We start from the raw sequence: 13,236 nt of genomic DNA on the forward strand, positions 1-13,236 counted from the left end.
CGGGTATCGGGGGTCTCGCGGCACGGGCGTGCCCTGACGGGTCACTTTGCGTCGGGAGAACTCCGGCGTGGAGCGGGGTCGCCTGCGGACCTGCCCTGACGGGTCACGTTGCGTCGGATGGCGGCGCGGGATGGCGGCGGGCGGCCGGCATACGGCTGTCGCCCGCCCCCAGGTGTGCTGGGAGCGGGCGACGAGCGTGCGCAACGATCAGAAGTCGAAGCCGCCGCCGAGGTCCCCGAAGTCACCGAACCCGTCGAAGCCGCCGCCGTCACCGCCAGCGTCGCCACCGAAGTCGCCGCCGGCCAGGTCCGCGCCGCCGTCACCGAAGCCGTCGAACCCGTCCATCAGCGCGCCGGCCACGGCCGTGCCGACCACGACGCCGGCGATCGAGCCGAGCATCGACCCCATCACCATGCCGCCCATGCCCATGCCGCCGCGGCCACCGCCGGCGCCGGCGCCGCCGAAGGTGCGCTCCATGAACCCCGGCTGGCGCATCTCGGCGCGGGTCGCCGCGCGGGCCAGCGACTGCGGGTCGTCGCCGGCGGGCGTCTCGCCGGACTGCGACAGGCCGGTCAGCACCTGCTGGCGCTGCTCGGGCGTCAGCTTGGCGAAGGCCTCGGCATGCGCCTGCTCCACCTTCTCCGGCGGGGCGGTGCGCAGCAGGTAGCGGTAGCGCTCGATGGCCTGCTGGTCCTCCGTGGACTGGGCGGTCTGCCCAGGCTGGCCCACCTGGCCCGGCTGTCCCGGTGCCGGCTCGCCCGGCTGGGGCGCCTGGTCGTAGCCGGCGGGCGGCGGGGCGTACTGCGGCTGGTGCTGCTGGTAGCCCTGCTGCAGCCCCTGCTGCGGCGTGCGGCCGAGCAGTCGGTCGAGGAATCCCATGGTCACTCCCGTGTGTCGTCGGTCGTCCTGTCCGAGCAACGAGGGTCTTACCCCATGCGTTCCCGGTGCACTCCCTCCGACGTCGCTGCAGGTCCGGTCGGTTGGGCGCGGAGGCGGACCGGGAGCGATCTGCCAGGTGCGGCTCAGCCGGCTGTCATGCGCGCGGCGGCGTCCATGGCGATCCAGAACACCTGCTCGTGGGCGTCGCCCGCCGTGACCCAGCCGCGGTGGTCCCACGCCTCGCCGGCGAGGGAGTCCGCGCTGAAGAGGATCTGTCCCAGCTCGACGCCGCGGTGGGCCGCCACCGCGAGGAACGCGCTGGCCTCCATCTCGACGACCGCGCACCCGGCCTCGATCCGTCGCGCGACGGTGGACCGGGTCTCGCGATAGATGCCGTCGGTTGTCCAGGTGAGGCCGGTCTCGTGCGGCGCGCCCGCCGCGTCGAGGGCGTCGATGCAGGCCCGTATGCCGGAGGCCCCCGCCTCGACGACCGGCCCCACGGCCCCGTAGTGGGCGCTCGTGCCCTCGTCACGCAACGCCGAGGTCACGACGAAGGGGTGGCCCATGACGAGGTCGGGCAGGAGCACGCCGGCGGACCCGACCGCGACGAATCGCGTGATGCCCCGGGCGATGGCCTCCTCGAGGAACATGACGGCCCGCGGCGCCCCGATCTCGGGGAAGAAGAACGCGACCCGGCGCCCCGCCACCTCACGGACGTAGCAGGGCTGACCGCCGATGATCGACGTGAAGCGGAACGCGAGCTCCGAGCCCTCGCGCTCACCGATCGCGCGCACGGTCTCAGGGAAGAAGCAGATCACGGCGGCGTCGGGGACCTCGCCGTCGGGGAGGCGGGGATACAGGGCGGACGGCTCGAGCACCCCGGGCTCGTCCAGGTCGCTCGCCAGGTGCAGGTCGACGGGCAGGATCGGCTCGGTCACGTCACTCCCCTGCCCGGTCGAGGTCCTCGGCGCCGAAGGCCTGCGGCAGCACCTCGCTCATCGGCAGCACGCCGAGGGGCGTCTCGAGCAGGCAGGACGCGCCGCCGTGCTCCCAGAGCAGCTGGCGGCAGCGGCCGCAGGGCATGAGCGGGGCGCCGTTCGCCCCGACGCAGGCCACGGCCACGAGCCGTCCGCCGCCCGAGGCGTGCAGCGCCGACACCATGCCGCACTCGGCGCACAGCCCCACCCCGTAGGAGGCGTTCTCGACGTTGCAGCCCACGACGACCCGGCCGTCGTCGACGAGCCCGGCCACCCCGACGGGGAAGGACGAGTAGGGCGCGTATGCCTGCCGCATGACGCTGACGGCGGCCGCGCGCAGGGCGTCCCAGTCGACGTCGTCGGCGCGGGACGGCATACGACTCATCCCACCTCGCCCTTGCGATAGACCTCGCCGTCGGCCGCGGGCATCCGCAAGGCCTGGGAGGCGAGGCCGAGCACGAGCAGCGTGGCGATGTAGGGGGCGGCGCTGGTGAGCTCGCCGGGCACGGTGTCGGTGGCGAAGAAGGACCAGCCGAGGCCCACACCGATGACGATCGCGACGACGCCGCCGAGGAGGTTGCGGCGCAGGAGCTGCCAGACCCCGAAGGCCACGAGGAGCAGGCCGACGACGAGCAGCAGGGCGTGCACCGCGCCGCCGCGCAGCTGCACGGCGTCGAAGTAGCCGAACAGCAGCGACCCGGCCGCGAGGGACCCGGGCCGCCAGTTGCCGAAGATCATGGCGGCGAGGCCGATGTAGCCGCGCCCACCGGTCTGCCCGTCGCGGAAGACGTTGGCCGCGACGAGGGCGAGGAAGCCGCCGCCGAGCCCCGCGAACCCGCCCGAGATCAGCACGGCGAGGAACTTGTAGAGGTAGACGTTGACGCCGAGCGACTCGGCGGACCAGGGGTTCTCGCCGCACGAGCGCAGGCGCAGGCCGAAGGTGGTGCGCCACAGCACCCACCAGGACACGAGCACCAGCAGCGCCGCGATGATCGTCAGCACGGACAGGTTGGTCACGAAGGCCGCGAGCACGCCCGCCACGTCTGAGACGAAGAAGATGTGCTTGCCCTCCAGCGAGGTCAGCGCGGGCGACAGGCCGGGGACGGTGACGTCCGGGAGGTGCGGCAGCGGCGGCGACTGGGTCGCGCCACCGCCGGGGGTGCCGGTGAAGGCACGGGCGGCGAGGTACTTGGCGCCGCCCATGCCGATGAGGTTGACGGCCACGCCGGAGACGATGTGGTCGACGCCGAAGACGACGGTGGCCAGGGCGTGGATCGCGCCGCCGATCATGCCGAGCAGGACCGCGCCGACGATGCCGGCCCAGGCGCCCCAGTGCCAGGCGAAGAAGGCGGCGCCCCAGGTGCCGAGGATCATCATGCCCTCGAGGCCGATGTTGACGACGCCGGCCCGCTCCGACCAGAGGCCACCGAGACCGGCCATGCCGATCGGGACGGCGAGGCCGAGGGCGGCAGCCAGGGCACCGGAGGAGGCGAGGTCGTTCTCGCCGGTGACGACGCGCAGGACCGAAACGAACAGCAGGACCAGCAGCGCCAGCCCGGCGATCTGCAGTCCGGACAGGCGGCGACGACGGCGCGGCACCGAGCTGCGCCGGTCCGGCCGGTCCGTCACGGGGGCGACACCGGTGGTGCTCATGCGCTGGCTCCTTGGGTGGCAGGTGCGGTCGGTTGCTGCGCCGCCAGGTCGCGGGCGACCTTGGCCTGCTCGAGCCGGACGTTGGCGCGCCGCACCAGCTCGTAGGCGATGACGACGGCGAGGACGATGACGCCCTGGATGATGAAGACCAGCTCGGAGGAGACGCCGGCGTTGATCTGCAGGCCGTTGCCCTGCTGGTCGAGGTAGGACCACAGCAGCGCGGCCAGGCCCATGCCGATCGGGTGGTTGCGCCCCAGCAGGGCGATCCCGATGCCGGCGAAGCCGATGCCCGGCTGGAAGTTGGTGCCGTAGGCGTGGTCCTGGCCGAACAGCAGCGGCAGCCCGATCAGGCCGGCGATGGCGCCGGACAGGATCATCGTCGACATGATCATCCGGTGGGCGTTGACGCCGCTCGCGATGGCAGCGGTCTCGGACTGGCCGGCGCTGCGCAGGTCGAAGCCGAAGCGCGTCTTGCCGAGGACCAGCCAGTAGAGGAGGCCGACGACGATCGCCAGGACGAGCAGGCCGTAGACCTTGGTGGTCGTGCCGCTGATGATCTGCAGGCCGGGCACCCACGAGTCCTGGGGCAGCGGCTTGGTGTTGGTGACGTTGCTGCCGGCGCCGGCTGAGCTGTCCCGGGCCTTGGTCAGCAGGAAGGCCACGACGCTGGTCGCGATGGCGTTGAGCATGATCGACGAGATCACCTCGGAGACACCGCGCTTGATCTTGAGGTAGCCCGCGATCGCGGCCCAGCCGGCGCCGACGAGCATGGCGACCAGCGTGGTGGCGATGACGTTGGCCCAGCCCGGCAGGTAGCCCTGCGCCCCGAACACCGCGGCGGCGAAGACCGCCACGCGGTACTGCCCCTCGGCGCCGATGTTGAACAGGTTCATCCGGAAGCCGATGGCGAGGGCCACCGCGGCGAGGTAGTAGACGATGGCGCCGTTGACGATGCGCGCGATCAGTCGGGGGCTCGGCTGGCGCAGCAGCTCGGTCCAGACGGCCCCCACGGGGTCGCCGGCCGCGACGAGCACCAGCGAGGTGATCACGAACGCCACGACGATGGCGAGCAGCGGCGCCGCGAGCGCGAGCAGGACGGCGCGGGGCGAGACCTTCATCGGGTGGGCTCCTGCTGGTGGGTCGAGTGGTCGTCGGCGCGGGTGGCGCCGGTCGCCCCGGACGTGCGGGTCGGCTCGGTCGGTGGGACGTGGTCCGGTATGCCGGAACCGCCCGTCATCGCGGCGCCCAGGTCACCCGGGGACGTGGTCGGGGGCAGCTCCTCGGACAGGCGGCCCTCGCTGATGACGCGGATGGTGTCGGACAGGCCGCGCAGCTCCTCGAGGTCGGCGGTGAGGAGCAGGACCGCGAGGCCCTCGTGCCGGGCCTGCTTGATGTGGTCCCAGATCGCGGCCTGCGCGCCCACGTCGACGCCCCGGGTCGGGTGGGCGGCCACGAGCACCCGCGGCTCGTGGGCCATCTCGCGGCCGATGATGAGCTTCTGCTGGTTGCCGCCGGACAGCGAGCCGGCGGTGACGTGGATCGACGGCGTGCGCACGTCGTAGTCCTCGACGATGCGCGTCGTGTCGCGCTGGGCGCCGCGGGCGTTGATGAACGGTCCGGACACGTTGGGGGCCTGGGTCTGGTGGCCGAGGATGCGGTTCTCCCACAGCGGCGCCTCGAGGAGCAGGCCGTGCCGGTGGCGGTCGGCGGGGACGTAGCCGACGCCGGCCTCGCGGATGCGCCGCGTCGGCCAGTCGGTGATGTCCTTGCCGCCGAGATAGATCCGCCCGGCGGAGGGGTCGCGCATGCCCATGATGACCTCGACCAGCTCGTCCTGGCCGTTGCCCTCGACGCCGGCGATGCCGAGGACCTCGCCCGCGTGGACGGTCAGCGACACGTCGTCGAGGACGTCGCGCCCGCCGGGCCGCTCGAGGCGGACGTTCTCGACGACGAGGACGGCGCGGTCGGTGACCGTGGACTCCTGCGTCTGCGGGCTGGGCATCTCGCGACCGACCATGAGCTCGCCGAGCTCGCGGGAGGTGACGGTGCGCGGGTCGGCGCTGCCCACGGTGGTGCCGCGGCGGATGACGGTGATGTCGTCGGCGACGGCGCGCACCTCGTCGAGCTTGTGCGAGATGAAGATGATGGTCAGGCCCTCGGCCGTGAGGGTCTTGAGGTTGTCGAAGAGCTCGTCGACCTCCTGCGGCACGAGCACGGCGGTGGGCTCGTCGAGGATGAGGATGCGGGCGCCGCGATAGAGGACCTTGAGGATCTCGACGCGCTGGCGGGCACCGACGCCGAGGTCCGAGACGAGCGCCTCCGGGTCCACGCCGAGGCCGTACTCCTTGGAGATGCGCCGGATCTCGGCCTGCGCCCCGTCGCCGATGCCGTGGAGCTTCTCGGCGCCGAGCACGACGTTCTCGGTCACGGTGAAGTTGTCGGCGAGCTTGACGTGCTGGAAGACCATGCCGACCCCGGCGGCGATGGCGTCGCTCGGCCCGTGAAAGGTCACCTCGCGGCCGTCGATGGCGATCGTGCCCTCGTCGGGGCGCTGCACGCCGTAGAGGATCTTCATCAGCGTGGACTTGCCCGCGCCGTTCTCCCCCACCAGCGCGTGGATGCTGCCCTTGCGGACCGAGAAGGTGATGTCCTTGTTGGCCACCACGCCCGGGAACCTCTTGGTGATCCCGCGGACGGCGACGGCGGGCGGCGCGTCTGCGCTCGTCGAGGTGGGTGGAGTTCCGATGGTGCACGCTCCTTGCTCGGTCACGTCGTCGTGGACGTGGCGGCTGACCGCATCACCTTACCGTCGGTGATCACGGGGTCCAGATCGATGGACCGCGGACCTCCCCCGTATGCCGAAGCCCGGCCGCCGTCGGGGTGTCCGTCTGGCGGCCGGGCTGCGGCATACGTGCGTGCGAGGTGCTGCGAGGGTCGATCAGGTCAGGTCAGACCGGTCACTTGGTGGGGACCACGATCTTGCCGGAGACGATGTCGGTCTTGGCCTTGTCGAGCTCGGCCTTAAGGTTGTCGATCTTGCCGCCCGTGGTGGCGAGCTCGACACCGTTGGACTTGAGGTCGAAGACGGCCTCGCCGGACTTGAGGTTGCCGTCCTTGACCTGCTTGATGAACTCCAGGACGCCCACGTCGACGCGCTTGACGACGGAGGTGATGATGACGTCGCGGACGTCGGCCTGGGCGGTCTTGGCCTGGTCGGAGTCGACGCCGATGGCCATGGCGTTCTTGGCCTTGACGGCGGTGAAGACGCCGGAGCCGGAGCCGCCGGAGGCGTGGTAGATCACGTCGGCACCCGCGGAGAGCATGCCCTCTGCGGCGGTCTTGCCGGCGGCCGGGTCGGCGAAGCCGGAGAAGTTCGGGGGCTGGGTGAGGTACTTGACCTGCACCTTGATGTTGGGGTTGGTCGCCTTGGCGCCGGCGACGTAGCCCGCCTCGAACTTCTTGATCAGGTCGGTCTGGACGCCGCCCACGAAGCCGACGTTGCCCGTCTTGGACTTCTTGGCCGCGACGACACCGGCGAGGTAGGAGCCCTCCTGCTCGGAGAACACGATGTTCTGGATGTTGGCGCCCTTGGCGTCGGTGGAGTCGACGAGCGCGAACTTGGCCTGGGGGTTGTCGGCAGCGGCCTTCTTGACGGCCGGGGCGTAGGCGAAGCCCACGGCGATCACGTTGGTGTAGCCGGCCTCGACCAGCTGCTGCAGTCGCTCCTCGCGGGCGGACTCGGCCTCGCCGGCGGTCGCCACGGACTCCTTGGTCTGGGCGCCGAGCTGGGCCTTGGCCTCGTCGAGACCCTTGGCGGCCGAGTCGTTGAAGGACTGGTCACCACGGCCGCCCACGTCATAGGCCATGCCGACCTTGATCGCGGAGCCACCGGCCGCGCCGGAGGACTGGCCGCCGGACGAGCCGGACTCGGTGTCGTTGGGGCTGCCGCAGGCGGCGAGGGCGAGCGAGGCGGCCGTGAGCGCGGTCGCGACCTTGACGATGCGGATCAAGGGTGACTCCTTCGTTGGAACGGATGAGCAAACCCTAGACCGCGGCTCCGGCGGGCCGACGCCGGGTTGCCCCGAGTGCGCCGAAGCGGTGACGAACTGTTATGTGGCCGCGTGGGCCACCACGGCCGGCGCGGCGCGTCTAGGGCGTCGCGACGAGGGCCGACAGCACGGTGCCGGCCAGGGTCCGCACGCCGACGGCGATGGCCCGCTCGTCGACGACCAGGTCGGGTCGGTGCAGGTCGTAGGTCGTGCCGCCGGGCGTCCGCGTGCCGAGGCGCGCGAGGGCTCCGGGGACGCTGCGCAGCATCCAGGAGAAGTCCTCGCCGCCCAGCGACTGCGGCGTCGGCACCACGGCGTCGGCCCCGACCATCGTGGTGACGCCGCTGACCAGGTGCGCCACCGCGTCGGCGTCGTTGACGACGGGCGGCACGCCCTGACGGTGGTCGATCTCGACGGCCACGCCGTACGGCGCCGCGAGGTGCCCGACGAGGTCGTCCACCAGCGGGCCGATCGAGTCCCACACGTCGGCGTCGAGCATCCGCAGCGTGCCCGACGCGGTGCCGGTCGAGGGTATGACATTGCCGGCCTCCCCTGCGTGGATCGACCCCCACACCAGGGCCAGCCCCGCGCGCGGGTCGACGCGCCGGGACAGGGCGGCCGGCAGCCCGGTGACGACCGAGGCCAGGGCATAGGTGAGGTCCTGGGTGATGTGCGGCCGCGAGGTGTGGCCGCCCGCTCCGGTGAGGCGCACCGTCAGGACGTCGGTGGCCGCCGTGATCGCGCCGGTGCGCAACCCCACCTGACCGACGTCGGAGCCCGGGTCGCAGTGCAGGGCGAAGACCTGGTCCACGTCCTCGAGGTGGCCTGCGGCGACCAGGGCGTGGGCCCCACCCGGCATGACCTCCTCCGCGGGCTGGAAGAGCAGGCGGACGGCATACCCCTGCTCCCGCAACCACTCCTGGTGCGGCGCGAGGGCGAGGGCGAGACCGAGCAGGCAGGTGGTGTGCACGTCGTGCCCGCAGGCGTGGCAGGCGCCGCCGGTCACGGACGCGTAGGGCAGTCCGGAGGTCTCGGTCAGCGGGAGGGCGTCGATGTCGGCGCGGACGGCGATCCGCCGACGGGGCTCCGCGGGGCCGAGGTCGACCACCAGGCCGGTCGGGTGCACGGGGGTGACCCGCAGGCCCTCGGCCTTGAGCCGCTGGGAGATCCGCGTGGTCGTGCGCTGCTCGGCGAAGCCCAGCTCGGGGTGGGCGTGCAGGTCGCGGCGGACCTCGATGAGCTCCGGCTCCAGCGCGTCCACGGCAGCCGAGATGTCGGCCCGCAGCTGGTCGACGACCTGCGCATCGCTCGGGGGTGCGACCTGCTGAACGTGCTCGGAGCCCATGGGCGGCAAGGTTACCGCGCATGGGTTCCGAGTCAGGTCGCGGGCCGGATCCAGGACCCGTCGGTGATCAGCGCGACGGTCAGCGTGACGGTCGGCGTGGGGGTCAGAAGGCGTCGCGCGGGACGTACTGGCCCCACACGTCGCGCAGGGCGTTGGACACCTCGCCGCCGGTGGCGTTGGCCTCGAGGGCCTCCTTCATCGGCAGCAGCAGGTTGGTGCCGGTGCCCTCGGCCGCCGTCCGGAGCGCGTCGAGCTTGGCCTCGACCGCCGCGTTGTCGCGGGCGGCGCGCAGGTCCGCCAGGCGCTGGCACTGGTCAGCCTCGATCTGCGGGTCCACGCGCAGCGGGTCGTAGTGCTCCTCCTGGTCGATCGTGAACTTGTTGAGGCCCACGACGGTCCGCTCGCCCGAGTCGGTCTCCAGCTGCGTGGCGTAGGCCGAGCGCTCGATCTCCGACTTCTGGAAGCCCTGCTCGATCGCGGGCACGGCACCGCCGAGGTCGTCGACCTTCTTGAGGAGCTCCCAGACGGCCTCCTCGATCTCGTTGGTGAGGGACTCGACGACGTAGGAGCCGGCGAAGGGGTCGACCGTCTTGCAGACGTCGGTCTCGAAGGCGATGACCTGCTGGGTGCGCAGGGCCAGGCGGGCGGCCTTCTGCGTCGGCAGGGCGATGGCCTCGTCGAAGGAGTTGGTGTGCAGCGACTGGGTGCCGCCGAGAACGGCGGCCAGGCCCTGCAACGAGACGCGGACGAGGTTGACCTCGGGCTGCTGGGCGGTCAGCTGCACGCCGGCGGTCTGCGTGTGGAAGCGCAGCATCTGCGACTTGGGGTTCTTGGCGCCGAACTCGTCGCGCATGATCCGCGCCCAGATGCGCCGGGCCGCGCGGAACTTGGCGACCTCCTCGATCAGGGTGGTGCGGGCGACGAAGAAGAAGGACAGGCGCGGCGCGAACGCGTCGACGTCCAGACCGGCGTCGATCGCGGCCTGGACGTAGGCCTTGGCGTTGGCGAGCGTGAACGCGATCTCCTGCACCGGCGTGGCCCCCGCCTCGGCCATGTGGTAGCCCGAGATGGAGATCGTGTTCCAGCGGGGGATCTCCTTGTTGCAGTAGGCGAAGATGTCGGAGATCAGGCGCAGCGACTGGGCCGGCGGGTAGATGTAGGTGCCGCGGGCGATGTACTCCTTGAGCACGTCGTTCTGGATCGTTCCGGTGAGCTGGCCCGCGGCGACGCCCTGCTCGGCGGCGACCAGCTGGTACATCAGCAGCAGGGTCGAGGCCGGGGCGTTGATCGTCATCGACGTCGACACCTTGTCCAGCGGCAGGCCGTTGAACAGCACGCGCATGTCGTCGAGCGAGTCGACGGCGACGCCCACCTTGCCGACCTCGCCGCTGGCCAGCGGCGCGTCGGAGTCGTAGCCCATCTGGGTCGGCAGGTCGAAGGCGACCGAGAGACCACCGGTCCCGGCGTTGACCAGCTCGTGGTAGCGCTGGTTGGACTCCTTGGCGGTGCCGAACCCGGCGTACTGGCGCATCGTCCACGGACGGCCGGTGTACATCGTCGGGTAGACGCCTCGGGTGAACGGGTAGGACCCAGGCCTGCCGAGCTTGTCGTCGGGGTCGAAGCCCTGGAGCGAGGACGCGTCGTAGACCGCCTCCAGCGGCAGGTCCGACTCGGTGCGGGCGGTGGGCTTGTCGGTGCTGTCAGCCATGACTCAAACCCTAGTCGTGCGGTCCCTGCCGGTCGCGCGCACCCCCGCACTAACGCGCCGCCGCTGCGGGCAAGGACGTCGGCGAGGGCGTGGGGTTCAGGTGAGCTCGGGGTAGCCGCGCTCCTTCATCAGCTCGACGATCGACTTGACGTCCTGCGCCTGGCGCCGGGTGGTCACCATCAGCACGTCCGGCGTGTCCACCACGACCACGTCCTCCAGGCCGAGCAGCACCACCTGGCGGCCGGAGCGGTTGACGACCACCCCCGAGGCGTTGCGGATGTGCACGTTGTCGGCCGGGCCGAGCACCGCGACGTTCTGGCGGTCGGGGGTCTCGCCCGCCGACGGCAGCAGGCCCGCGAGGGAGTCGAAGTCGCCCACGTCGTCCCAGCCGAAGTCGCCGGCGATGACGGCGACGCGACCGGCGGCGGCGGCCGGCTCGGCCACCGCGTGGTCGATGGCGATCTTGTCGAGCTCCTTCCACGTCTGGTTGAGCACCCAGGGGTTCGCGGCGATCGCGCGGAGCCCGGCCGCCAGCTCGGGGTGGTACTCCGCGAGCAGGTCGAGCAGCACGGACGCCTTGACGACGAACATGCCGGCGTTCCACCGATAGGTGCCGAGAGAGAGGTATGCCGCAGCGGTGCCCGCGTCGGGCTTCTCGACGAACTCCGACACGAGGCGGGCCCGAGGGGCGCCCTCGACGTGAAGCTCGCCTCCCTCCCGCACGTAGCCGAAACCCGTTGCGGGATAGGTCGGCTCGATGCCGATGGTGACGACGTAGCCCTGGGCCGCCACGTTGACGGCCTCCCTCACGCACGCGTGGAACTGCTCCTCGCCCTCGATCACGTGGTCGGCCGCGAAGGACCCGAGGATCGCGTCGGGGTCACGGCGCTCGAGCACCGCGGCGGCGAGCCCGATGGCTGCCATCGAGTCGCGGGGACCCGGCTCGACCAGCACGTCCCCCGGGGCGACGCGCGGGAGCTGGGCGGCGACCGCCGCCTCGTGGCGGGCCCCCGTCACGACCAGCACCCGGCCGTCGCACAGCGGCGCCAACCGGTCGTAGGTCGACTGCAGCAGCGAGCGCCCCGAACCGGTCAGGTCGTGCAGGAACTTGGGCCGCCCGGACCGCGACAGCGGCCACAGGCGGGTGCCGGCACCACCGGCGGGGATCACGCAGTACAGACGGGGATCGGTGGCCTCGGCAGACATGGGTGACACGCTATCCAACGCGCGCCCCGCGCCTCACCCCTTCCCCAGGATCGGGCGGGTCGGCATACCGGCCGTCATCCGAAGGACACCTGAGCGCCACCCGACACACCCCACCCCGTCTCCCCCGCCTCACCGACGTCACGGATGGTGAGGACGTGCGGATCGCGATCGTCACGGAGTCCTTCCTCCCGTCGCTCAACGGGGTGACCACCAGCGTCTGCCGGGTCCTGGACCGCCTGCGCGAGACCGGGCACGACGCCGTCGTCATCGCCCCCTCCCCCGCCCCCGAGAGCTACGCCGGGTTCCCCGTCCGAGCCGTCACCAGCATCCCGGTGCGGCAGTTCCAGGTGGGGCTGCCGACCGGCGAGATCGAGGACGTGCTGCGGGAGTTCCGGCCGGACGTGGTGCACGTGGCGTCGCCGTTCGTGCTCGGGGCGAGGGGCCTGACCGCCGCGGACCGGCTGGGGCTGCCGTGCGTCGCGATCTACCAGACCGACATGCCGAGCTATCTGGAGCAGCACGGCAACGTCGCCGGCGCCGCTACCGGCCGCGCCGCCGCCAAGGCCGCCTGGCGCTGGATCCGGCGCATCCACTCCCTCGCCGACCTGACCCTCGCCCCCTCGAGCGCCGCGCTGAGCGACATCCGCGCGCACGGGGTGCCCCGCACCGGGCTGTGGGGACGCGGCGTCGACACCGGCCTGTTCCGCCCCGAGTGGCGCGAGGACGCCGGGTCGCGGGCGCTGCGCCGGGCGCTCGCGCCGGACGGCCAGGTGCTCGTGGGGTATGTCGGGCGCCTCGCCCCCGAGAAGGAGATCCACCGCCTCGTCGACGTCGCCACGATCCCGGGCACGCGCATCGTGCTGGTCGGCGACGGACCGTCCCGCACCGCCCTGGCCGAGCAGCTCAGCGAAGCGGTGGCGGGCAGCCCGGGGCGGCCCAACCTGCCCCCGGTCTTCCTCGGGCGCCGCTCGGGCGACGACCTCGCTCGCGCCTACGCGGCGTTCGACGTCTTCGCGCACACGGGGACCCGCGAGACCTTCGGCCAGACGCTGCAGGAGGCGGCGGCCTGCCGGCTGCCCGTCGTCGCCCCCGCCATGGGTGGCCCCCTCGACCTCGTCGACCACGGCACGACCGGGTTCCTCTTCGACCCCGCGGACCCCCGCTCGATCGTCGAGCACGTGCGCACCCTCGTCGCGGACCCCGCCCTGCGCGAGGCCATGGGCTCGGCCGGGCTCGTCAAGGTGGAGCCGCGGTCCTGGGCTGCGCTGGTCGACCAGCTCGTCGGACACTACGAGGACGCGATCGCCCGCCACCGCGCCTCCGCCGCCTGACGACCGCCGCTCGACCGTCCAGCGGGGCGTCCGGAACGCACCTTTGTGAGCTCCCAGCCCACGAACGCCCCATCCTGGCCCTCCGGAA

General features: G+C 72.2%; 11 protein-coding genes. 1 reads left to right on the forward strand and 10 read right to left on the reverse strand.

Annotated elements, in window-relative coordinates; all coding sequences use genetic code 11:
* Window positions 1-207: 207 nt before the first annotated feature.
* The 10 genes from B2P18_RS06760 to B2P18_RS06805 all read right to left on the reverse strand — a co-directional run bounded on the left by B2P18_RS06760 (window position 208) and on the right by B2P18_RS06805 (window position 11,817).
* On the reverse strand, window positions 208-879 hold the full coding sequence (locus B2P18_RS06760) for a hypothetical protein (RefSeq protein WP_286957351.1): 672 nt from the start codon (window positions 877-879) through the stop codon (window positions 208-210).
* A gap of 143 nt (window positions 880-1,022) precedes the next feature.
* The gene (locus tag B2P18_RS06765; RefSeq protein WP_286957356.1) at window positions 1,023-1,817 is read right to left on the reverse strand and encodes a nucleoside phosphorylase; all 795 of its coding nucleotides are present in this window, start codon (window positions 1,815-1,817) and stop codon (window positions 1,023-1,025) included.
* 1 nt (window position 1,818) lies between these two features.
* Entirely contained in the window at window positions 1,819-2,232 is a 414-nt protein-coding gene (locus tag B2P18_RS06770) for a cytidine deaminase (protein WP_019284179.1), read from the reverse strand.
* Window positions 2,233-2,237: 5 nt separating this feature from the next.
* Window positions 2,238-3,509, reverse strand: a complete 1,272-nt coding sequence (locus tag B2P18_RS06775; protein WP_286957364.1) for an ABC transporter permease — start codon at window positions 3,507-3,509, stop codon at window positions 2,238-2,240.
* Complete coding sequence (locus tag B2P18_RS06780; protein ID WP_029212080.1) at window positions 3,506-4,627, reverse strand: ABC transporter permease; 1,122 nt, start codon at window positions 4,625-4,627, stop codon at window positions 3,506-3,508. The genes B2P18_RS06775 and B2P18_RS06780 overlap by 4 nt, the downstream gene beginning before the upstream one ends.
* On the reverse strand, window positions 4,624-6,279 hold the full coding sequence (locus B2P18_RS06785) for an ABC transporter ATP-binding protein (RefSeq protein ID WP_240483985.1): 1,656 nt from the start codon (window positions 6,277-6,279) through the stop codon (window positions 4,624-4,626). Before B2P18_RS06785 ends, B2P18_RS06780 begins: the two co-directional genes overlap by 4 nt.
* A 187-nt stretch (window positions 6,280-6,466) precedes the next feature.
* Window positions 6,467-7,519 carry a BMP family lipoprotein gene (locus tag B2P18_RS06790; protein WP_019284183.1) on the reverse strand — a complete coding sequence of 351 codons (1,053 nt, stop codon included), beginning with the start codon at window positions 7,517-7,519 and terminating at the stop codon, window positions 6,467-6,469.
* A gap of 139 nt (window positions 7,520-7,658) precedes the next feature.
* Window positions 7,659-8,903: an amidohydrolase gene (locus tag B2P18_RS06795; RefSeq protein ID WP_286957386.1), complete on the reverse strand. Its 1,245-nt coding sequence runs from the start codon at window positions 8,901-8,903 to the stop codon at window positions 7,659-7,661.
* A 103-nt stretch (window positions 8,904-9,006) separates the two neighbouring features.
* The gene (locus B2P18_RS06800) at window positions 9,007-10,611 is read right to left on the reverse strand and encodes an acyl-CoA mutase large subunit family protein (protein WP_029212077.1); all 1,605 of its coding nucleotides are present in this window, start codon (window positions 10,609-10,611) and stop codon (window positions 9,007-9,009) included.
* Window positions 10,612-10,707: 96 nt separating this feature from the next.
* Window positions 10,708-11,817: a mannose-1-phosphate guanylyltransferase gene (locus B2P18_RS06805; RefSeq protein ID WP_029212076.1), complete on the reverse strand. Its 1,110-nt coding sequence runs from the start codon at window positions 11,815-11,817 to the stop codon at window positions 10,708-10,710.
* A gap of 155 nt (window positions 11,818-11,972) precedes the next feature.
* Between B2P18_RS06805 and B2P18_RS06810 the strand changes: the two genes are divergently transcribed.
* The gene (locus tag B2P18_RS06810) at window positions 11,973-13,148 is read left to right on the forward strand and encodes a glycosyltransferase family 4 protein (RefSeq protein ID WP_286957395.1); all 1,176 of its coding nucleotides are present in this window, start codon (window positions 11,973-11,975) and stop codon (window positions 13,146-13,148) included.
* Window positions 13,149-13,236 lie beyond the last annotated feature (88 nt).

This window comes from Arsenicicoccus sp. UBA2120, assembly GCF_002330965.1.
In the GTDB taxonomy this organism is placed as follows: domain Bacteria; phylum Actinomycetota; class Actinomycetes; order Actinomycetales; family Dermatophilaceae; genus Arsenicicoccus; species Arsenicicoccus bolidensis.

What these genes read in the sequence shown, in the direction of transcription:
- B2P18_RS06760 (WP_286957351.1), bottom strand. Translation starts at nt 879, where the DNA reads ATGGGATTCCTCGACCGACTGCTCGGCCGCACGCCGCAGCAGGGGCTG.
- B2P18_RS06770 (WP_019284179.1), bottom strand. Translation starts at nt 2,232, where the DNA reads ATGCCGTCCCGCGCCGACGACGTCGACTGGGACGCCCTGCGCGCGGCC.
- B2P18_RS06775 (WP_286957364.1), bottom strand. Translation starts at nt 3,509, where the DNA reads ATGAGCACCACCGGTGTCGCCCCCGTGACGGACCGGCCGGACCGGCGC.
- B2P18_RS06780 (WP_029212080.1), bottom strand. Translation starts at nt 4,627, where the DNA reads ATGAAGGTCTCGCCCCGCGCCGTCCTGCTCGCGCTCGCGGCGCCGCTG.
- B2P18_RS06795 (WP_286957386.1), bottom strand. Translation starts at nt 8,903, where the DNA reads ATGGGCTCCGAGCACGTTCAGCAGGTCGCACCCCCGAGCGATGCGCAG.
- B2P18_RS06800 (WP_029212077.1), bottom strand. Translation starts at nt 10,611, where the DNA reads ATGGCTGACAGCACCGACAAGCCCACCGCCCGCACCGAGTCGGACCTG.
- B2P18_RS06805 (WP_029212076.1), bottom strand. Translation starts at nt 11,817, where the DNA reads ATGTCTGCCGAGGCCACCGATCCCCGTCTGTACTGCGTGATCCCCGCC.